Source organism: Chondrinema litorale, from assembly GCF_026250525.1.
GTDB lineage: Bacteria > Bacteroidota > Bacteroidia > Cytophagales > Flammeovirgaceae > Chondrinema > Chondrinema litorale.
Genome location: NZ_CP111043.1, coordinates 3,314,629 through 3,336,348, shown reverse-complemented (window position 1 = coordinate 3,336,348; position 21,720 = coordinate 3,314,629). Strand labels below are relative to the sequence as shown.

The following is a 21,720-nucleotide window of genomic DNA, read 5'->3' as shown; positions in this document are numbered from 1 at the left end:
GCAACATCAACCAACAAAAAAGCTATTCAACAAACAATTCATTCTTATAGATATTAAAATATTGATACCATGAAGCTTTGGCAAAAAGATACCAGTATAGATAAAAAAATTGAATCATTTACCATTGGCAGAGATGCAGAACTCGATTTGTTTCTGGCTCCTTTCGATGTATTGGGTTCAATAGCGCATATTACCATGCTTGAGAGCATCAACCTACTCGAAAAAGAAGAGTTGGAAACACTCACTAAATCTTTACAAGAAATTTACAAAGATGCCAAAGAAGGTAAGTTTGTAATTGAAGATGGTGTAGAAGATGTGCATTCTCAGGTTGAGAAAATGCTTACAGAGAAGTTGGGAGATACTGGTAAAAAAATCCATAGTGGTCGCTCTAGAAACGATCAGGTTTTACTCGATTTGCGCCTTTTTATTAGAGAAGAAATTAGATTGATTACAGAAGGAGTAGAAAAGCTTTTTAATCGCTTAATTGAGTTGAGTGAGCAATATAAATCTGTGTTGATTCCGGGTTACACGCACTTTCAGGTAGCCATGCCTTCTTCTTTTGGTTTGTGGTTTGGTGCTTATGCAGAAAGTCTTACCGATGATTTGCAATTACTACAAGCAGCTTACAAAATCACTAATCAAAATCCGTTGGGTTCGGCGGCTGGTTATGGTTCTTCATTCCCACTAAACCGAACCATGACTACCGAATTGCTCGGTTTCGATGATTTGAGCTATAATGTAGTTTATGCACAAATGGGTAGAGGAAAAACCGAAAAAACAGTCGCTTTTGCTTTAAACTCAATTGCTTCTACTTTGGGTAAAATGGCAATGGATGTAACCCTTTACATGAACCAAAACTTTGGTTTTCTTACTTTTCCAGACCATTTAACTACTGGGTCGAGCATAATGCCGCACAAGAAAAACCCAGATGTATTTGAGTTGATTAGAGCACGTTGCAACAAAATTCAATCTATTGCAACAGAGATCGGGATGACTACTGGCAACTTGCCTTCTGGTTACCACCGCGATTTCCAGATTATGAAAGAGTCTTTCTTTGATGGTTTACAAGATATTAAAACCTGTCTGGAAATTACCGAGTACATGTTGCAACACATCATTATTAAAGAAAATATTATTAATGACGACCGCTACCGCTTTATTTTTAGTGTAGAAGAAGTGAATAAAATGGTGTTAGGTGGAATGTCTTTTAGAGATGCTTATAAAAAAGTTGGGATGTCTATAGAAGAAGGAACTTACGAAGAAGCCAAAGAAGTAGCTCACACCCACGAAGGAAGTATCGGTAATTTGTGTAATGAGCAAATAAAAGCGAAACTAGATAAAGCACTTGCCGGCTTCGGTTTCGACACTGTACTTGCTGCTGAGAAAGGTTTGTTGGGGGGTGAGTAATATCTAATTGAAATATAACAAGTTAAGCTAAGCACTTAACTTGTTATGTTTTTGAACTAATTCAGCTTTTTTATGATCATCAAAATCAACTTTTCTTTATTTCTTATATTTATTTGTTCAACTCTGTTGGTTTTAAGCTTCAATCTAAAAGCATCTAACTTATATTACTCATCAGACACAATTGTTTATTATGAAATTCACCTCAATGATCAACTTATTTTTACAGACAATTTTAGAAGAGAATCAAAAAACCGACTTATAAAATTCCAATTAGATCATTTATCAAAAACAGATATAGTTGAAGTTCATTGGCATGAATGCGTAGTAAATAAACGAAAACAAAAATTAGAGTTTGTAAACAGTCAAGATTCAATTATTCGATCTATAGAAATAGATAATGAAGGAAATCCTTGTTTGCCATTCATCCTTACTTACAAGCATCTAAAAAAATTAAAGGGAAAAGGTATTATTAGTTTAAATTATAACTCATACTCTACAGATACAAAAACATTAAGAGAAAGAAACTTAAAGATAGGTTATACAAACCAAAATTTTGAGATTGCTCAATTATTAGGGCCTCCTTGAAAATTGATTAAGACCAATAAAAAATAAGAGTTGGATAGATAAAGTTCAGCTTTTTTTTGTTTCAAATCTTGGTACCTGCTGTTTTGGACTATTTAAAAAGTACAATACTGTGAGTAATCCTATTGATAAAACTGGAAAATATTGCTTTTGGATAGTATAGACACACTCATCCCATAGGCTTTTCAGCTTTAGGTTTAGGCGGCCTGAAGTAGAGGGGCTTGTTCTGATTTCCTTTTGCTGATCTTAACGGCATTGGCCATCATAACTGCGAAAAAAACGTGTATCATTTCTCGTTTTTCTCCTTTAACCTTGATCTTATTGAGGCCATAAGCTGTTTTATGCACGCCAAAACTTCCCTCCATCACCGTGGCTCTTTGGCTAGAGATGAGACTTCTGAGTTGGCTTTCAGCAGGGTTGTTTACTTTAGGACCTTTCTTTGGAAAGCAGGTAAATATCTTCTTTTCTGTTAAATACTTCCTGTTTTTGTTGGTGGCGTAAATGCGATCTGCTCCTAGTTGATGAAGTGAGCCAAATATCGATCTATGTTTTAAACTACTTAATTTCAGTCTGGTACTTTCATTAAAAGCGCGGAACTCCATGGTATCGATAAAGCAGATACCATCCACCTGAAGCAGGTGTGCCTTCATTCCGAACTCAACCCTTTTAGCTTCTTTACCTCGCACTATCGGCCTAACATAAGCCTTGGGAAGTGATACAATCCTGTTTTTCAATTCTTTAGCTGGATGCTGCTGCAAGAATTGCTGTTGCTCGATTATCTTCTTTATAGTTTTTAGATATGTTCTCTCATGTAAGTGAAGCTGTATTTGTGGATTTTCGTTAAGTAGGCATTGCAGTTGCCCCAATCCTTTGGATAGTAGATATATCAATGACTTTTTACGCTTGCGACCAGCTTTATATGTCTTTTTACGACTACGATCATAAGACATCTGCATGCGCTTTTGATCTATATATTTGGAGCCAGGTCGTTTTACTCCTAATATTTTACAGTATCTGTAAAGCTGCTTTTCAAACACCCATTGGCAGCTCTCCCAGAGCAGCTTAACATCGGTAGGAAAACGAATATAACTCTCATAACAAGTAGCATCCATTAAGAGCACATGCGTATTATGCATGTCTGTTTTCCAGTGTTGGAGTAGTACCTCTTGAAGTTGTTGCCAATCAGTATGGTCCGCCATATACGTCCTGATTCGACTTAAAATGGCCTTATCCTTAATCTTTTGATGATCCTGTAGCAATTTATTGCAAAATAGCTGAAGGCTCCAATCGGTATTAAAGCGTGCTATGAGCTTTTCATCACTCAGGTTTAAATAGGCTTTTAGAAACATTAAGCCAAACATGCCCTGAGGCGAAAACCAGCTAGGAGCACCAGGGCCTTTATTTTTCTTAGGCAGACATGCAGAAAGTTGTTCCCAAGGGATGCTATCATAAACATTACCCAATTTACTACTCTTAAATAAATACCATTTTGGAGTTAAGTAATCTTGTGGTTGGAAAAGCTGTTGATCTCTCATATATTGTAGTGTTAATTGTGATTAGACACTACAATTTAACAAATCAAAAACCCCGAAAAAAGCTTTTATTAGCTAATTGCGGGGTTTTATTTTATACATTAATGCATTTAAAACCTTGATTTTCAATCCCTTTTATTTAAAAGGTAAGGCCTTATTAGTTGAATAATTAATATCTAGATATCACTCCCACCACAGCTTAACATTTCTTTTTGTTTTTACTTTTTTGATTGCTCCATTTGGCACTTGATGTTTTAACGCAATATCTACCCAGCCTTTATTCCAATATTTTTCAGCAACATTAAATTCACCTACCCCTATATCAAAATCTTTATTAGCATTTGGAACTCTATAGTCAGCCCAATTGCATATTTTATCTTTACCTGTCTTATAACTTTCCCAAGTCCCAATAAAAGCATTGTTTAAATATCCATCAGAAATTAATTGAATATCATCATACTGCATTTTATTTTTTGCATCCAAATACCATTTCGAATAAAGCTTACCTGCAAAAAATCCACTATGTACTTGCTCCTCGCTTTCTTCGAAATTATAGCTTGTAATCAAAATACCTTGAGCTTTTATTCCTTTATTTTTGTATTCCTCATCAACACCATAATGGAGCTCTTTTACAGTTTTAATTTCATCGATTTGAATTACTCCACTAAAATCACAGATATTATCCTTTACATTTGATTTACCAGTCACCAAATACTCATTTGGATTATCTGAGCTTTTTTCAATTGATAATAATTTTATTTTGATTCGCTGATGATCAACTCCAATAATTCCATAAATCAGATTATTATCAGTTTTTGTCCAAATTTCAGCAAAATTAAATTGGTTGTATTGCTCAATCTCATTTGAGACATTTAACTCATCTTCTAATAAGAAATCATTCATAAACTCAGTATCTGTCTGAGCAAAAGAAAGATTCGAAATAAAGGCTAATAAAATAATTAATTTGTTCATTTTTAAGTGAGGTTAACCAAGCCAAAAATGTTAGTGTTTTTAGTTTAATACCTGATTCTCTTTTTCTTTAATTTTAATTACTCTAAATTCACCGCTCCAATTTATCTCTGTTCCAGTTCGAGGTATTTACTGCGGCTTCATAGGTGGTTTGTAGAAAGTCATACAAGGTCTTTTCTGGATTTGCAGCAGTTCTAACATCTTCGTATTTCAAGAAAAACTCACCCATTTCTGCGCTATAAAATGCTTCTTGGGGTAATACTTTTTGCTCTCCAAAGCTTGCATCGCTTGGGTAAGCGTAAGCATAAAAAGCCGGTGCAGGAAAATCTTTGGAACCAGGCCAGAAACCCGCACTACTCACTTCTTGAGAATATGCTTCTTGCATTACATCTAGCGGCATGTTAGGCATACCACCTTGATGTAGCGGAGCCGAATTACCAGAAAAACGAGTAACGGCTAAGTCAAAAGCACCCCAAAACAGATGTACCGGACTGGCTTTGCCTATAAAATCCGACCTAAACTGATTAAAAACACAATTGGCTTTTAACATGGCTTGCCAGAGCTTGTTCGCTGCCTGTGGATCATAAGATTTGTTGATCGTATTTTCTGCGAAAGGGATAGCAGGTTCCATTTCATTTGGACTTGCATGAATTTTAACATCGATACCCAGACTTAAAAGTTTCTCAAATAACTCTTTATAAAAATCGGCTACTGTTCTTGGCGACAAATCCATGGCAACAGTCTCTGTATTAGAACATGTAATGAGCAATTTGTGCTGTTTAAAATCGAAGTCTATTTGAAACATGCGACCTTGATACGGAATTGCATGTGTAGAAAAACCATTTGCAGTAATGTAGAGTGTTGCATGCCAAGAATGATTTTGCCAAGGCATTGTTTTTAGGCGGATTTTACCCACAATTTGAATCCACTGGTGAAGTGTTTCCAGTGTGTCTTGCATTTCAGTAAAATTCAGGATGGGCCAAGGAGAAGTTGAATTGTTCATGGTAACTAGGTTTATGTAATAATGAAGTTTAGGTTTTATTAAAAATAGGCTAAACTTTCAGGAAAGGCAATACATTACTTATCTCCATAAAAAAAGCGCTCCACTTTCCAGCAGGGCGCATTTCTAATTTTATTTTAGCAGAAATTATAAACCTAATATTCTGCGGTTCATTTCTTCATCTGCACCAGTTCCAGCAAAATCGTCAAATGCTTTTTCTGTTACTCTAATAATATGATCTGAAATAAACTGAGCACCTTCTACAGCACCTTGCTCTGGGTGTTTTAAGCAGCACTCCCATTCCATTACTGCCCAGCCATCGTAATCGTACTGAGTTAGCTTGCTAAATACTGCGCTAAAATCAACTTGGCCATCACCTAAAGAACGGAATCTACCCGGACGGTTCACCCAGTCTTGATAACCACCATAAACACCAGATCTACCAGTTGGGTTAAATTCAGCATCTTTTACGTGGAACATCTTAATTTTTTCGTGATAGATATCGATGTTATCCAAATAATCTAAGCACTGTAAAACATAGTGGCTCGGATCGTAAAGCATATTTACTCTGGTGTGATTGCCAGTAGCTTCTAAGAATTTTTCGAAAGTAACACCATCGTGCAAGTCTTCTCCCGGGTGGATTTCGTAACATAAATCTACTCCTTGTGCATCGTACTCATTTAAGATTGGTAACCAACGATTAGCCAATTCTTTAAAACCAGTATCTACCAAACCAGCAGGTCTCTGTGGCCACGGATACATAGTTGGCCAAAGCAATGCACCAGAAAAAGAAACAGATACATCTAAACCAAGATTACGGCTTGCTTTTGCCGCATATTTTAATTGTTGAATTGCCCATTCAGTTCTTGCTTTCGGATTTTTATGATACTCTGCCGGAGCAAATCCGTCGAACATTTCATCGTAAACCGGATGTACTGCTACTAACTGCCCTTGTAAGTGAGTAGAAAGCTCTGTAATTTCCATTCCGTGTTTTCCAACAATCCCTTTAATTTCATCACAGTAGTCTTTGCTTTCAGCAGCTTTTTTCAGGTCGATAGCACGGCTATCCCAGGTAGGAATTTGCACACCTTTAAATCCAATACTTGCAGCCCATTCGCAAATGCTATCTAGCGTGTTAAATGGCGCTTCATCACTTAAAAATTGTGCTAAAAATATTCCCGGTCCTTTAATTGTCTTCATTTTTGTCAGTTAATTGTAGGTTAGATTTATTTCTTAGTGTTATTTAATACTTTTAATATTTCACGTAAGGATACCACTTCTTCTCGCTTGTGTTCGCTTCTACTACCGTTTTAATAAAAGCCATTCCTCTTACGCCTTCGTCTACATCTGGAAAGTCGAGGTATTCTTCAGCAGGTTCTTGCCCAGCTAACTTTGCCTTTAAGGTATAAATAAAATTGAGATAAACATTAGCGAAAGCTTCTATATAACCCTCAGGGTGGCCTGCAGGAGTTCTAGTGTGTAAGCTCGCACTTCCAGAAATTGGACCTACAGCAGTTCTAAGTATTTGAGTGGTATCAGGTGTTTTATAGATCAATGTATTTGGTTCTATCTGATGCCAAGTTAAGCCGCCAGTTTCACCATAAACCCTGATGTTGAGGTTATTCTCCTCACCAACACTAATTTGGCTAGCATGTAAAATACCTTTTGCACCATTATTAAAATGTAGCAATACATTTCCATCATCTTCTAATGTTCTGCCGCCAACAAAACTGGTTAAATCAGCACACATCTCTGTAATTTCTAAACCAGAAATATACTCAGCAAGATTGGCTGCGTGGGTTCCAATATCGCCCATACAGTTGGCAATACCTGCTTTAGAAGGATCAGTCCGCCAAGAAGCTTGCTTTTGCTCTGTATCTTCCAAGCGATCGCTTAACCAACCTTGCGGATATTCTACCACTACTTTTCTTATTTTACCCAGCTTTCCTTCTTTAATCATGGCTTTTGCCTGTTTTACCATTGGATAACCTGTATAGTTATAGGTAATACAAAAAGGAAGTCCGGTTTTATGAACCAATTCGCGTAATTCTTGCGCTTCTTCTATAGTAAAAGCAAGAGGTTTGTCGCATACTACAGGGAATCCATTTTCCAATGCCATTTTAGCTGGCGCAAAATGCATATGATTAGGAGTTACTACAGAGACAAAATCCATTCTTTCGCCTTCTGGTAATTCTTTCTCCTTCAAAATCATTTCGTTATAATCTGCATATACCCGCTCTGGTGGCAAATAAAGTTCTTCACCCGATGCTTTGGATTTTTCCGGGGTACTACTAAAAGCACCACATACTAGTTCTACTTGACCATCTATAGTTGCAGCTCTTCGATGAACACCGCCAATAAAAGCGCCTATTCCTCCTCCTACCATGCCCATTTTAAGTTTTCTCTTCATATTTATCTATTGCATTTAAGATTTTTAAAGTTTTCGGCTATCTATAAAAGTATAAGTTTTTTTAGAAAATCATTGTAAATTTTCTCTGAATCTGCATATAACTTATCCGAAATTTTGTAACTTAAATTAGGCTTAATGCCTTCCTATGTAAGTACATTTAACATTATTTTTTTTACTATTAATTTCAGAATATTTAGATTTAGAAATTATAAATTTAGAATAACAACAAATCGATTTTAACTATGGAAATGAAAATTAATCGCTCCAGGCTATTCCTGGGAAGCTGTACTGCGCTTATTGTAACCGCAATGACCTTTGCAATAAGAGCAGGCATCTTAGAAAAACTAGGAGTAGAATTTGAGCTATCAGATACAGAACTAGGCTACATTACATCAATGGCATTCCTTGGCTTTCCAATAGCCATGATAATTGGAGGTCCACTTTACAACACCCTCGGACCAAAAAAAATAGGATATATAGCATTTTTTAGTCATATAATCGGCTTGGGTTTAACCATGCTTTCTCAAGGATTTTGGGGATTATTTGTTTCTACTTTCTTTGTTGGCTTTGCAAATGGTATGGTAGAAGCAGCCTTTAACCCACTTATTGCCGACATGTTCCCAGAAAAGAAAACTACTATGCTAAACCGTTTCCACGTTTGGTTTCCTGGTGGTATCGTAATAGGTAGCTTGGTTTCTCAGGTAATGTCTGATATGAGCTGGCAATCTCAAATTGGTGTAATGCTTATTCCTACATTAATTTATGGCATCATCTTCTTTGGACAAAAATTCCCAAGCCATGTGAGCGATATTTCTACCTCATCTGCTACTAACCTTAAAGCCATGATGAGTCCACTATACATATTTATGATCTTATGCATGTTTTTAACAGCTACTAGTGAGCTTGGAACCACACAATGGGTTGAGCGTTTGTTAGGTAATGCTGGTGCAGAGCCTTTATTAGTATTAGCACTTGTAACGGGTTTAATGGCTGTAGGAAGGTTCTTTGCCGGCCCGATTGTACATAAGTTAAATCCTACCGGTTTGTTACTAGCATCTTCTGTAATTGCATTTATAGGCATATATCTATTAAGCATTGCCGAAGGAAATATGACCTATGTAGCAGCTATTGTATTTGCAATTGGAGTATGTTATTTCTGGCCTACAATGATTGGCTTTATTGCAGAGTATATTCCTAAATCAGGTGCATTTGGTATGTCTATTATGGGTGGAGCTGGTATGTTTGCGACTTCTGTTTTCCAACCAATTATAGGAAGCTGGTTAGATAGTAACAGAGAACAAGCTAAAGCTTTAGGACTAGATGGCCAAGCCGCAGAACTCTTTGCAGGACAAGAAACGCTGAGTAATATTACAATTTTACCTGCCATTTTAATTGTGGCATTTGCCGGACTATTCTTTTATATAAGAATGAAGAAGAAAAAAGAAGTTGCAGCTACTCAAACTGCATAATTAAGATAAGATTCAATTTTAATGAAAAAGCTGGCTCACCGCCAGCTTTTTTTATATACCACCACCCAGTTTTTTAATATGCTCTTTCAGTAAAGTTTCGTTGTGCTCACTTCGCTTTCTCATTTTTTCAATTCTTACTTCCATCTTCTGCACAATTTCCTGATGTTCTTTCAACATCGTTTTTGATTTGCTTATCCCGCTTTCTATTTGATTTACTTCATTGCTTATATCGAAACAATAACATAATACAGAAGCTAACTCATTTTGATTTCCCTGCACAGGCAGAAAGTGGACTTTCAAGTAAATTAATTTTCGCTCTGTATTTAAAAATTCAAACCTATCGATGTAAACGCTTTGGTCTTTGATGTTTTCTATGATCTTAGTTAGATTGAAATGCTGAAAGAATTTACTGATGTGTTTACCAGTTACTTCTGTTTTAAGCATGCCCACTTCTAGTCGGAGCGCATCACTCATATTAATCACATAGCCATCTGTATTAATCTCGAAGTTATAGCTATTCTGAAAAGCTTCTAGATAAGACTCTGTTTCTTTTTTCTGCCTGTTAAGTTCTTCTTGTGTTGCCAAGAGCTCTTCCATATTTTGGCGCATTTCTTCTTCTTGAGCCTGTAATTTTTCTGCATTTTCGTTCGCCTCTATCAACAGTTCTTTTGTGCGAATACTATTCTCAGTATGCATAATGGTAGAAGAAATACTCTCACAAAGTTTTTGCACAAACTCTATCTGAAAATCTTTTAACTTATGGAAAGATGAAATCTCTAGCATTCCATTAGTATTATCGTTGGCTGTAAGCGGCATAATTAATAATGTTTGAGGCAAACCATCGCCTAAGCCAGAGGTAATGTGTAAATAATCTTTGGGGATTTTTTCTAGATACACCATCCTTTTTTCTCTAAATGCCTCGCCCAAAAGACCTTCTCCTATCTTAATTTTACCTTCCTGATAGCGCAAATTATCATAAGCATATTTTGCCTTAAGTATTAATTCATCACCATCATAATTCTTCTCCAATAAATATATTGCGCCCTGCACTGCATCCAGATACTTTACAAGGTTAACAATAATAGCTTCTGACAAACTGGTAATATTCTCACTTTTTTCCCTTAAAATGTCAGAAAAGTAGCCAATACCTTCTGTAATCCAAGCTCTTGTTTGAGTATCGTCTGCAACTTTATTTAAATTCTTTTTTAATGAATCTGCGGCATCTCCTAACTTACCATATTTGTTAAACGCGACTTCTTCTATATTATAATTGCCCTTGCTTGCTTCGGTAATAAACTTGCATAACATACTCATTTCATCTACTATATTGTTAATAGAATCTCTAAGCGGTTTTAGTTCATCATTATGTGATTCTAGCTTTTGGGTTGGTTCACCAGAAGCGATTTTATGCAATGTTCTAGATAATGTAGTAATCCGCTTTTCTAGAACTGAATTGTATTTTTTTAGGCTAACTATACCTATAAAAATTAATACAAATGCACTTAAAATACTCAATATAATTAGCTGCTGATATACTTGTATATATTGTTCTCTGGCAAGTGCAATTTCTGCATCTTTAATTTTAATGAGCCTGTCTAGTAATAAGAGAACTTCATCTGAAAGTATGTCTAACTGGTTTATGGCAATTTTGCGATCTGTTAACTTTTCGTAGGTTAAGTTATAAATTGAAGGATAGGTTTTTTCGATAAGAGCTTCTTCTGCTTTTATCCTATTGGCTTTTATTTCCAGATCGTAGACATAAGAAACCGCATTCTTGTTTTCCCACTGTTGGGTGTAATAGAGCAGTTTGTTTAATGCGGCAGGTATATGGCCATTCCATATAACATCCCGCTTCAGCTTAAAATCATTATCTCCTGTAAGCAGAAAGTTATCTAAGGTACCAACACTTTTGGCAAGGTAAACTTCAATCTGGCTACATAGTTTTTCGGCGGGTAAAGAGTTGCTAATTACCTGTTCATACCTTTTGCCCGCCTCTTTAAAAGAAAGCACAAAAAGCGAAATAAAAGCGATGCTGGTAACAATTAACAATGTGATAATTATACCAACTCTACTGAGCAATGAATTCAGGTTTATAAAAAATACCCTGTTTATATTTGGAAAGGTCATAAAAAAATACCTTTATTTAAAGTAAGGCATCTTTGTGCCTTACAGAGATAATTTGAATATTTGCCGCGTGAAATTTATTATTATATAATGGATAGCACACCAAAAAATTGTGATATTTAAACAGGGAAAATTAAACTATGAGTAGTGGTAGCGAACACGAACCGAAAACTGCAAGCAGTAACAAAGCCATTGATAATCTGATTGATAATATTACCGGGATGATTGAAACTTATGTGGCTCTCGCCCAACTCGAAATTAAAAATGGCATTGCACATAGTCTTACATACATTATTCTGGCTACTGTTCTTATTTTCTTTTTATCATTTGCAATTTTCTTTTTTAGTCTGGCAGTGGCAGTGGTTATTAACAACCTAAGCGGAATTAACTTTCTGGGCTATTTTGTAGTTTCCCTATTGTATATAGCATTTTTAATATTAATTATCTCGCAACGCAAGAATATAAAAGCCAGAATTGATCTGGTAATTTCAGAAAGAACAAATAAAAACGACTGAGACTTTTGAATAAAATAGATACTTCAGACAGAAAACAGGTTTTACTCGATCAGGCAAAAGTATATCAAAAACACATTAGAGATAATGTAAATGATATATATGACAATGTAGAAAGTAAAGGAAAAAAAGTATTGGTAATTGGCGGTGTGCTTGTAGCAGCTTATAGCATTCTAGATTTAATTATCAGGTTTAGGAAAACACACTACCACCCAGAACCTGAAAGGCATATAGAATACAGAGATGCTGAACACCCTCCGGTAGATACCAGACCTAAAAAAGAATCTTTTATAATTAAATCGATAAAAGAATATATAGCTACATTTTTACTTGCACTGGCTCGCCAAACTTTAACAGAGGTAATAGAGGCAATTAAGAATAAAAAAGACGATAGCGAAGTAGAAACTGAAGATTAATGTTAGTGGATTTGGTACGTTGTTCTAGCGCTCTTTTTTTCGTCTAAAATCTTTACGTCTTTTTTTCCAGAACTGGAAAACAGTTTTCCTTCTGTCTTTTGGAGGTTTTTCGTTGCTGAACCCAACACTGTGTTTTACACCACTAAGTAGCGTTTTAGCCCAATAATTAAAGATAGATTTACTTTTATCTCTTTCAGCATAAATTTTACCTCTTTTTAAGAAAAGGAAACGCGGGTTCTTAGACTTTACAAGCACGTTGGCAAACATGGTAAGCAAACTCTTTATTTTACCTTCTTTCTTAGGTTTTGCATCTCTTTTAAGTAAAGCTACATTTAAATCTTTGTAGTAAAACCTCATTATACCATCTGCATATTCTTCATCGGCTTGTACCTCGAAAGAAAGTCTTCTTAGCATACCAGAATTTACTTTGAGGCCAGCTACATTTTCGAGCATTGGATTAATTGCTCTCAAATCCATTGGCTCCAACGAACCCTGAAAAGTAAAACTATTATTTTCGTTGGCTATCGGAATTAAAAAGGCAGCTTCTATCCTTCCCTCACCCATTAAAAATGCATTGGTAAATAACTGAACTGCGGCTCCATTGTTAATTAGAGCTGTATCATTCGTAATGTTGAAAGCATAAGCATTCAAGTTCTCAAAATATAATTGCCCTGGTGCTTTACCGTCTGATGCCAGCTCTTCATAAGTAAGCTTAGAGTTATAAAGGTTTACTGTATCGAGCTTTACATAGGTTTGCATATTTCGCAAAAACTGTTGAGGCATTTGCGGTCTGTGTCCGAATCTCTCTGGCGGTCTTTTATCTCTGTAGACATAAGCATCTAGCCTGTCTATATTAAACTGGTCTGCAACTATCGCATCTTTAGAAAGAAAATCATCAAACTTAAAGTTTTCTAATTCTATTCGATTTACCTTAAAGTGCATCCAGTCTATTTCGTGACCAAAAAGCTCGGCAATGGTATTTTTTGCAATTTTTGGTTTAAAATCAAGATTGTTTACATACACCAGATTTCTACCAGTACTTATTCCCAATTCACTGGCTTTAAACTGATAAATACTATCTGGCATATCTAGCGCATAATCGTTTAAACCAATATGAATATCATCTGAAAGCATAAACCTAGTGTAGCCTTCATCTTCTACCAGTGTATTAAGGTTTGTAATGTTGGTAAATAATCTGTCGAAATTAAAGTAAGTACTTTCCTTACCCTGTGGATGTATTCCTATTTCTATCTCAGCATCTTCAAACTCAAAGTTTCCTATTTCAATTCCATCAAAAATCTTATTTAAAGTACTATCTAGCTTAATTGTGCTAAACCTTTTTTCTGGTGGTGGAGCTTCGCCATTTGGATGTAGTACTACTCTAAATTTTGGTTTCTCTAGCGTGATATCCTCAACTTTAAGCGAATTTTCAAATAAAACTTTACCTAGGTCAAAGCCTTCTAGCGTGAATTCTGGAGTATAAATATCCATTAGGTTTTTACGCTCTGGATTTGCCTCCATAAAATTAAAATCTGCCCAGTTTTTTGGTGCATAGTGCACAAATGTGCCGTAAAACTCCTGTGCAGAAGATGAGTAACCTATTTCGCTAGCTCGAATAGAATGCCACTTATCTGGAAGCCTGTGGATATAGTTTTTAATATTTACTTGTACATCTGTAGAGAATAAAAAGCGATCGTCACGAATGCCTTCTAGAGAATCTATTCTAAAATCACTTAATGCAATATCTAGTCGGTTTGTTTTTACATTTTGATTAATACTATTACCTGCAATTTGCTCCCAGTTTAAGTTGCCCTGGTTCAAATTCATCCTTTTAATCTCAACTACTTTAAAAACCTTTAATGCAGCGTTGTATAGCATTTCGGGTTTAAATGCTGGTTTATTTTCTGCTACCTGCTCAGAGTCGTCTATCTTTTCACCTGCACCAGCTTGTTTCTGCATGGTTTTTAAATCCATTACCGGATTATTCACCAGCAATTCTCTTACATATAACTCTTTATCGATATAAAGTCTTTCCCAATCAACACCATCTAGCCTAAACTCTGGTATCGCCATGTTGTATTTGTTGGCATCTTTATCTCGCCTGCCAATTGCAGATGGCTGAATCAAAATGTTATACACATAGAATGACTCGGAAGACATAGAAATCCCTAAACTTTTAGCTTCAAGAATATGGATACTATCTGGCAAATTGATAAAGTAATTTTGCGCGAGTACTTCTACATCACCTGTTAACGGCAATACATGGTCTGCAAGTAATTCAGTACTATCTAACTCAAAATCCTTTACACAAATCTCTATGTTTCGCGCGCTTATAACTTCTCTGGTTCTTTCTGTAACTCTTGCCAGTGAATAAAAACCATCTGATACAGATACCGCAGCGATATTAAATTTTTGAATATAATCGTGCAGCTTGGGTTTCCACTTATAAAGGTTTTCTTCATTAAGCTCAATAATTTCGCTCGGATTGATCTCTTGTTTCGCTAAGGCAGAATCTTGCTTATTTTTAGAAGAAACAAAGTGGAAAATATTAGGCTTTTCTATATTGAAATAGTCTATCTCATATTTCTGGTCCCTAGCCATTTCATTAAAATTGAGTCCGCCTAACTCAAAACCTTTTAATCTGATATCGAAAATGGTTTTAACATCATCGATATTATCTACTATAAAATTTCTGTTCCTATTTGCAGGTGTATACCAAGTTTCTCCTGCTTTTATCAAAGAATCTTCACTAGAAATTACCAAGTCGTTTATTGCCACATAGTGAATACTATCTGGTAAATAATAAGCCAGTTTTTTAGATCTGATTTCTACTTTTTGAGAAAAGAAAATGGCAGAACTATCTGAATGTAAATCTGGCGATAAGCGAAATTTTTCCAGATCTACAAAAGTATCTTCCATTAAGATTCTATCGACTGTATCTGACTGGCACTCAGCGTAATTAAAATGAGCCTCATTAATATCAACTGTATTGATATTTACATATCTAAAAACTGATTTTACTTGTTGGTAAACTTCTTCTTTAATTAGGGAATCTCGATCTATTTTTTGTAATGAATCTTGAACAGTAAGAAGTCTTAGAGAGTCTTCTGTTAGCTGTTCTAGAGAATCGTAATAGTCGAACAGGTAAGTTGTAAATGATACATTTTTTAATGTGGTATCTCCTTCTGTTATCGGGACATCATTAGCACCAGGAAATCGCTCTTGTATTTCTTTAACTTCTGCAAGCACCAAACTATCCGACACGATTACTACACTATCTATCGTTTCTGGCACCAGTTCTTCTATTGCAGTTGAGTCTAAGTCGAAAATTTCTTGCGTGGCAATAGTATCTGGAAATGTTTCAAGCTTAATTTTTTGTATTGAGTCTAATTTGTTTTGAAGTGCAATTCTTTTTGCAAGATTCACAAAGTGATTTACTTCTAATCTTGGTCTGTTTACTCGAAATGTACTAACATTTAAAGTTTTATTGAGGTAGGCATTCCAAATATCTAAACCCGTAAACTCTACCCTGGATAGGTAGAAATTCATTAATTTATCTTTGCCAAGCTTGTTAAGTTCTTTAGTTGTAATTCCCTCATTTCTTGGAGAGATTAACACATTGTTGCAATAGGCATATCTTCTATTGCTAGAAATACCCATTTCTAAAGCTTGCAAACGATGTATGCGATCTGGTAAATCGGCAACATAATTTCGTAGTAAAAGCTCAAAGTCATCAGCAAAAAATCGGTCTTTTCTATCTGCCCAAGAGTCTTCGTCAAACCAAACATTATCTAGGTTTAAAGAAAAGTTTTCTACCTCTATATCCATTCCTGGAATATTAAAATACAAAGAGGCACTATCGAAATTTACTTCTCCGACCGTAACAGACTTTATAAATTTACCTATACTTTCATAGGTTAAAGCAGCATTATTTGCATCGCTCTGATTGTTAGTTTTAACAACCCGCGCATCTATAACAGGCTTATTAATTAAGATACTTTTGGCAATTATAACCGAATCGAAATATGCCCTACTATAGTCAAGACCTCCCATAGTTAGCTCTGCCAAATGAAAATTCATAGTTCGATTGAGCAGAGAATCTTGATCTAGTGGTAAAACTTTTAAGCCTTGCAAGTACAGTTTTTCGCCAGAAACTGAAGCTTGTAACTTTTCAAAATTAATTTGATAGCCCTGCTTTTGCAGTTTCATTTCGTTTTTACCCAAAGTGCAATGGATGTCATCTACATAGAAAGGTTTACCATCAATCAACTGTGACGTTGAGTCTACCTGAAACCCATTGATTTCCAGATTAATATCATTTAAAGCATATTCAACTTCAGATGTATCTGTATAACTAATATTGGCATGCTCTAGAATAAAATGCTCAACTCTAAAAAGGTTGAGGTAGCCAGAAATTAGAAAAAAGAGATCGTTTGTATTTTTTGCTTGCTCTGTATTACGAGCAACTTGTGTATCTGCTTTTAACTTTACATTAGGATTTATGATGTGAAAATCTTCAATTCGCCATGTTTTTTTAAACCAGATATCTTTTAAAGAACCGGCTTTCATCTCAATTTCAGGAATACTTAACTCGTAAAGTAACTTGTATTCTTTACCGCGTACTCTAAGTTGCTCAAGCCGCTGTTCGTTAAGCTTAAATGTTAAATTATTGATGTTAAACTCCTGAGTGAATAGAGAAAAACTGCCTTTTTCAAAATCAAGTTGGTATAAACCGTCACTTTTGAGCGCAACCACTTCTTTGAGCAGTCTCTTTATAATGTCGTCTGAATAATATTTAAAGATAAGTTGCAGGCTGACAGCAATAATCAATAACACACCTAGAAAACTACTAAACCAGCGCAGTCTTTTGTTTTTACTAGCCGATTTCTTTTCTGTTTTCTGAGTATCTCCCTGATTATTATTTTGTATGTCTGAGTGTTCATTATCAAGCTCACTCATATAAAATTTTAGTGTTTAGCCTACCTATTCTCTTGTTTGGGAAATCAAAAGTACAATAATAGCAATTATCAGCACAAAGCTCATAATTACATCCAAATTTGCCTCTTTAAAATCCTATTCTGTCAATATTCTTTGCCGTTGAGGTCAAATCTAACAATTACTCCTCTTTTTTGTAGTTTTTCCAGAATTTGAAGTAAGATATCTCTTTCTTTACTTCCATTTTCGTATGGGTTACCATTCACGGCTAACAAGGTTAACTGATTGAGATCGAGTATCTCTGTCGGAAATGCAACAATTTGGTTGTGGGCAATATTTAATTCTTTGAGATTTTCTAATTTTAGTATAAAACCGGGAAACTTCGCTAGCAAGTTGTTCTGCAAATGCAAATATTTTAGTTGATTTAGCTTGGCAAAGTCTTCTGGTAATGTAACTATTCTATTATTGTGGGCATATAACTCTTTTAACTCAGGCATATTCGCTATGCTCACTGGCAATCTGTCTAATTGATTATAAGAGAGATATAGTACTTCTAGCTTGTTTAAGTTGGCAATTTCAGAGGGCACTTCTTTTAAATGGTTGTAGTAAATATCTAACCAAATGAGGTTTTCTAGCTCCAATACTACTCTTGGAAAAACCTGCATATCATTTTTGTATAACATCAGGCTTTGCAAACTATCGAGCTGCTTTAAGCTTTCGGGTAAATCTTCTAAATGATTTTCTGGTACTACTAGTTTTTTTAGGTTTTGGAGCAAAGCTATTGACTCAGGCACATACACCAAATTACATGATCTTAGTGTGAGCGTTTCTAAGTTTTTGAGCTTTTTAAAATCGTTAGGCTTAATAAAAACTTTATTATAACTCAGATTAAGCACTTTTAACTTTTTTAGTCTTTTAAGTCCTTTTAAATCTTTTATATCATTTCCACTCAAATTAAGTTCTTCCAGATTTTTCAGTTTCTTCACTTTTTTGGGAAAACGACTGAGCTCATTTCTACTTAAATCAAGTTTTTTAATACTTGTATTTTTTTTGAATTTTAGTCTTGACTGATCATTCTCTAAAAGATTTCTACTTAAAGAAAGATCTTCAAGTTTACCCAGATTTTCTATACCATTTGGAACTGTCTTAAGATCGTTTGCATCCAACTCTAACTCTGTTATTTGCTTTAATTCTGGCATTGTAAGCTCAGAATTTTCGCCTAGTTTATTCCCTGAAAGATTGAGATGTTTAAGCGTTGCTAAGCTCAATAGAATTGAATCAAAATCTTGTAACTGATTACTTCTTAAATCAAGACTTTTAATTTGCTTAAAGTTTGATATTTCTTTTGGATAAGCAGTATAAGCTGCACTTCTCAAATGAAGTTCATCAACTGTATCAGCTTGATTATTTTGGAGTACCAAAGCATTTTCTATTTGATTAATAGAATCTCTACGCGCCATACCTGCCAAATACTTTGCTCTTTGTTGCTTTGCAAGCTCTTCTCTAACTGAATCTACTTCTTTATTTTCTCTTGCATTGATTAAAGAATCTCTTCTAGCCTGTAGATAAAAAAGAATAGAATCTGCTTTTGCTTTATAGCTTTTTACTTCGCTGTTCTTTTGTTTTCTGTAATGCTGAGCTTCTGCTTTAGAAAAAAATAAAATGGATAGCGCTAAAAAAAATAGGTATTTCATAAAAATGTAATTGAAAGAAATCAAATATAACTAATATTTTAGTTATGCCATTTTTCAATTAATTTTTCTTACTCAATTTGCAGCGTAACTTCCAATTCACCTTCATTAGACTCAATGTCTTTTGCATAAATTCTCAAATATCTTCTACCAACCCCAATTAAAGTATCTAATTCAAAAGACGTATTAATTTCAAATTGTTGAGTTTCTTCTAATCCTTCTCCTGTATTATCTACATCAAACGCATATATTTCTGTTGCAAAATAATCTCCCACTCCAACTCTCACAATTACAGTATCAAGTACATGATCACTTGTTACTTCACCTAAAACAGTTAATATTTCGCCTGTAGTCATTTCAATAAAATCCTCATTTGGCTCATTTAAAGCGATTAGCGGACTATTATTTTCAATCCTAAAAGAGGAATTTAATTCTTCTGAAATGTTATTTAGCTCATCGTATAATACTAGAGAAAAGTTGTACAATCCACTTTGAGCAGAAGTTGGCAAATCTATTTCTCTAAAAACTTCTGTTGACGTTCCTTTTAGAGCTATTTCAAATTGATCTTCTTCCCATGGGTAAATACTATATAAAATATCAGAAGTATTATTTTCAATATTTACAGGTTCAACAGTGGCGAGCATCCCGTTGAGTTGCACATTGTCACTAAACGTTCCTTTAATTACAAAACTACCCGGAATTACAAGTGGAATATCTTCATTAATTTCAATATCAAATTCCTCTGTAACTGAGTTATAGGCCAGTAATTGGAAACTATCTGCTTCTATAATTGGAGCCTCATCGTCATCAGGTACACAAGAAAAGCTAAAACCGATAATTACAAGAGTTCTAAGAACTTGAAGAGAAAGTTTATGTATGTTTTTCACTAGCGGCATATTGGGAAATTATATATTCTTTTCGCAAAAAATTGAAATCTGAATATTTTTCAACATCAACTATAAAAAGCTGGTTCAAACAATTGAAAAAGCCTATTCAAAATTAAATGCAGAGCAAATATATAGCATTATTCGAATTCGAGATATGCCTTACCAAGATTCGCGATAATATCTCCGGCACTCATCGCTGTCATGCTTAATTCTTTTGCCGCAAAATCGCCTGCCATGCCATGCAAGTACACTCCGATTCTTGCAGCATCATAAGGTTCGTAACCACTTGAAAGTAAGGCAGCAATAATTCCTGTAAGCACATCACCAGAACCACCAGTAGCCATTCCCGGATTACCTGTGCTATTGAAATATACAGTTCCATCAGTATTACAAATGGCAGTATATGCACCTTTTAACACCGTAACCACCTGATTTTCTTCACAAAATTTTTGAAGTTTTTGAATCTGTTCGAGGCTATTTTTACTTTTTCCTGCTAATCGCTCAAACTCTTTTGGATGTGGTGTAAGAATGCTATTTGCCGGTAGTTTTTTTAATAAATCAGGTTCTTTTGCTAGAATATTTAATGCATCCGCATCGAAAACAGAGGGTCTTTCTAGTTTCTCTAGCAAAGTTTTCATCATTTTCCTAGTTTGCATACTCGTTCCAATTCCCGGCCCTATGGCTAATGCTTTGTAACTTTCTATATCTGGAACCTCGGTAAGCACTTCTTGATGAATATCTGTAAGACACATAGCTTCGGGAATGGCAATTTGAATAATTTCAAAAGCACAAGCAGGAACAAAAGCGGTTAACAATCCGGCACCGCTTTTTAGAGCAGCTTTAATTGAAAGTTGAGCAGCACCAAATTTCCCTTTACTTCCAGCCATTATTAGTAAATGCCCATAAGTACCTTTATGAGAAAACCTGCCTCTCGATTTAAATTTAGAGGCGATAAATTCTTTATTGAGATAATAATAATTAGACTCTGTTTTTTCAATTCCTTCTGCTAACAAACCAATATCTGTAAGCTCCCAATTTTTAATATACCTTTCATTTTCAACAAGTAAAAAGGCTAGTTTAGGTAACTGAAAACTCAAAACCTCATCAGCCTCTATCTTTATTTCATCATCATTTATATCATCACAATACAGTCCAGATGGTATATCTATTGAGACCACAGTCGCTTCACTTGCATTAATTTTACTTACTACATCAGCGGCAATTCCTTTTAAAGGGCGAGAAAGTCCTGAACCAAAAATGGCATCAATTATTAAATCATCTTTATGTAAATCTGGAATACCTCCTATTGTATAAATACTCATAGGCTCATCGATTTTGCCTAATCGAGCTTCGTTTGTTTTAAAATCTTCAGAAGCCTTATCAGAAAACCTTACAATAAAAGTTTCTGCGTTTATACTCCACTGAAGAAGCATTCTTGCTACTGCTAAACCATCTCCACCATTATTGCCAACTCCGGCAAAAATCCTTATTTTTCTTTGGGATTTTTCTGTTAAATTATATTTTTTAATAAGCCAATTAGTGAACCTTTCTGAAGCTCTTTCCATTAAGTCAATAGATAGAATGGGTTCATGTTCTATGGTATAATTATCTAGAAAACGAGTTTGTTTAGCACTTAAAATCTTCATAATTATATGAATCAAATTTTGGCGGAATTGTTAAGTAAGTTAAAAATTCAACAATAAAAAGCCGCAAGTTATTAGTTTCAATAATTTGTACTTATTTTTATCTTTGTAGTAAATGTTGTCTTCGGAATGATATATTACTT

15 protein-coding genes are annotated in these 21,720 nt (G+C 34.9%); 5 read left to right on the top strand and 10 right to left on the bottom strand.

Annotated elements, in window-relative coordinates:
* Positions 1 to 69 precede the first annotated feature (69 nt).
* Together argH and OQ292_RS13720 are read left to right on the top strand one after the other, a co-directional pair.
* On the top strand, positions 70 to 1,407 hold the full coding sequence (gene argH / locus OQ292_RS13725) for an argininosuccinate lyase (RefSeq protein WP_284682705.1): 1,338 nt from the start codon (positions 70 to 72) through the stop codon (positions 1,405 to 1,407).
* 72 nt (positions 1,408 to 1,479) lie between these two features.
* Entirely contained in the window at positions 1,480 to 1,992 is a 513-nt protein-coding gene (locus OQ292_RS13720) for a hypothetical protein (RefSeq protein ID WP_284682704.1), read from the top strand.
* Between the two features lie 194 nt (positions 1,993 to 2,186).
* Here OQ292_RS13720 and OQ292_RS13715 read toward each other — a convergent pair whose 3' ends face one another.
* The 5 genes from OQ292_RS13715 to OQ292_RS13695 all read right to left on the bottom strand — a co-directional run bounded on the left by OQ292_RS13715 (position 2,187) and on the right by OQ292_RS13695 (position 7,900).
* Positions 2,187 to 3,524 (bottom strand): transposase, encoded by a 1,338-nt coding sequence (locus tag OQ292_RS13715; RefSeq protein WP_284682082.1) that lies wholly within the window; start codon positions 3,522 to 3,524, stop codon positions 2,187 to 2,189.
* A gap of 180 nt (positions 3,525 to 3,704) precedes the next feature.
* The gene (locus tag OQ292_RS13710; protein WP_284682703.1) at positions 3,705 to 4,493 is read right to left on the bottom strand and encodes a hypothetical protein; all 789 of its coding nucleotides are present in this window, start codon (positions 4,491 to 4,493) and stop codon (positions 3,705 to 3,707) included.
* An 88-nt stretch (positions 4,494 to 4,581) separates the two neighbouring features.
* Entirely contained in the window at positions 4,582 to 5,493 is a 912-nt protein-coding gene (locus OQ292_RS13705; RefSeq protein WP_284682702.1) for a DUF5996 family protein, read from the bottom strand.
* A 144-nt stretch (positions 5,494 to 5,637) separates the two neighbouring features.
* Positions 5,638 to 6,690 (bottom strand): sugar phosphate isomerase/epimerase family protein, encoded by a 1,053-nt coding sequence (locus OQ292_RS13700; protein WP_284682701.1) that lies wholly within the window; start codon positions 6,688 to 6,690, stop codon positions 5,638 to 5,640.
* A 52-nt stretch (positions 6,691 to 6,742) separates the two neighbouring features.
* The gene (locus OQ292_RS13695; protein WP_284682700.1) at positions 6,743 to 7,900 is read right to left on the bottom strand and encodes a Gfo/Idh/MocA family protein; all 1,158 of its coding nucleotides are present in this window, start codon (positions 7,898 to 7,900) and stop codon (positions 6,743 to 6,745) included.
* A 242-nt stretch (positions 7,901 to 8,142) separates the two neighbouring features.
* On the opposite strand from OQ292_RS13695, the gene OQ292_RS13690 reads away from it, so the two are divergent.
* The gene (locus tag OQ292_RS13690) at positions 8,143 to 9,369 is read left to right on the top strand and encodes an MFS transporter (protein ID WP_284682699.1); all 1,227 of its coding nucleotides are present in this window, start codon (positions 8,143 to 8,145) and stop codon (positions 9,367 to 9,369) included.
* A gap of 51 nt (positions 9,370 to 9,420) precedes the next feature.
* Here the strand turns inward: OQ292_RS13690 and OQ292_RS13685 are convergent, their stop codons facing one another.
* Entirely contained in the window at positions 9,421 to 11,496 is a 2,076-nt protein-coding gene (locus OQ292_RS13685; protein ID WP_284682698.1) for a GAF domain-containing protein, read from the bottom strand.
* Between the two features lie 137 nt (positions 11,497 to 11,633).
* On the opposite strand from OQ292_RS13685, the gene OQ292_RS13680 reads away from it, so the two are divergent.
* Both OQ292_RS13680 and OQ292_RS13675 read left to right on the top strand, forming a co-directional pair.
* Positions 11,634 to 12,008, top strand: a complete 375-nt coding sequence (locus tag OQ292_RS13680; protein WP_284682697.1) for a phage holin family protein — start codon at positions 11,634 to 11,636, stop codon at positions 12,006 to 12,008.
* 5 nt (positions 12,009 to 12,013) lie between these two features.
* A complete protein-coding gene (locus OQ292_RS13675; RefSeq protein WP_284682696.1) occupies positions 12,014 to 12,421 on the top strand; it encodes a hypothetical protein in 408 nt (135 codons plus the stop codon).
* 24 nt (positions 12,422 to 12,445) lie between these two features.
* Here OQ292_RS13675 and OQ292_RS13670 read toward each other — a convergent pair whose 3' ends face one another.
* The 4 genes from OQ292_RS13670 to OQ292_RS13655 form a co-directional block, all read right to left on the bottom strand.
* Positions 12,446 to 17,380 carry an AsmA family protein gene (locus OQ292_RS13670; protein WP_284682695.1) on the bottom strand — a complete coding sequence of 1,645 codons (4,935 nt, stop codon included), beginning with the start codon at positions 17,378 to 17,380 and terminating at the stop codon, positions 12,446 to 12,448.
* 122 nt (positions 17,381 to 17,502) lie between these two features.
* Positions 17,503 to 19,050, bottom strand: coding sequence for a leucine-rich repeat domain-containing protein (locus OQ292_RS13665; protein WP_284682694.1), 1,548 nt, complete (start codon positions 19,048 to 19,050; stop codon positions 17,503 to 17,505).
* 68 nt (positions 19,051 to 19,118) lie between these two features.
* Positions 19,119 to 19,934 (bottom strand): hypothetical protein, encoded by an 816-nt coding sequence (locus OQ292_RS13660; RefSeq protein ID WP_284682693.1) that lies wholly within the window; start codon positions 19,932 to 19,934, stop codon positions 19,119 to 19,121.
* Positions 19,935 to 20,071: 137 nt separating this feature from the next.
* Positions 20,072 to 21,580: an NAD(P)H-hydrate dehydratase gene (locus OQ292_RS13655; protein WP_284682692.1), complete on the bottom strand. Its 1,509-nt coding sequence runs from the start codon at positions 21,578 to 21,580 to the stop codon at positions 20,072 to 20,074.
* Between the last annotated feature and the right edge of the window lie 140 nt (positions 21,581 to 21,720).

Bases quoted from the DNA above. Each gene is read 5' to 3' on its own strand.
- OQ292_RS13670 (WP_284682695.1), bottom strand. From the start codon at position 17,380: ATGAGTGAGCTTGATAATGAACACTCAGACATACAAAATAATAATCAG.
- OQ292_RS13665 (WP_284682694.1), bottom strand. From the start codon at position 19,050: ATGAAATACCTATTTTTTTTAGCGCTATCCATTTTATTTTTTTCTAAA.
- OQ292_RS13690 (WP_284682699.1), top strand. From the start codon at position 8,143: ATGGAAATGAAAATTAATCGCTCCAGGCTATTCCTGGGAAGCTGTACT.
- argH (WP_284682705.1), top strand. From the start codon at position 70: ATGAAGCTTTGGCAAAAAGATACCAGTATAGATAAAAAAATTGAATCA.
- OQ292_RS13715 (WP_284682082.1), bottom strand. From the start codon at position 3,524: ATGAGAGATCAACAGCTTTTCCAACCACAAGATTACTTAACTCCAAAA.
- OQ292_RS13685 (WP_284682698.1), bottom strand. From the start codon at position 11,496: ATGACCTTTCCAAATATAAACAGGGTATTTTTTATAAACCTGAATTCA.
- OQ292_RS13710 (WP_284682703.1), bottom strand. From the start codon at position 4,493: ATGAACAAATTAATTATTTTATTAGCCTTTATTTCGAATCTTTCTTTT.
- OQ292_RS13695 (WP_284682700.1), bottom strand. From the start codon at position 7,900: ATGAAGAGAAAACTTAAAATGGGCATGGTAGGAGGAGGAATAGGCGCT.
- OQ292_RS13655 (WP_284682692.1), bottom strand. From the start codon at position 21,580: ATGAAGATTTTAAGTGCTAAACAAACTCGTTTTCTAGATAATTATACC.
- OQ292_RS13720 (WP_284682704.1), top strand. From the start codon at position 1,480: ATGATCATCAAAATCAACTTTTCTTTATTTCTTATATTTATTTGTTCA.
- OQ292_RS13680 (WP_284682697.1), top strand. From the start codon at position 11,634: ATGAGTAGTGGTAGCGAACACGAACCGAAAACTGCAAGCAGTAACAAA.
- OQ292_RS13700 (WP_284682701.1), bottom strand. From the start codon at position 6,690: ATGAAGACAATTAAAGGACCGGGAATATTTTTAGCACAATTTTTAAGT.
- OQ292_RS13705 (WP_284682702.1), bottom strand. From the start codon at position 5,493: ATGAACAATTCAACTTCTCCTTGGCCCATCCTGAATTTTACTGAAATG.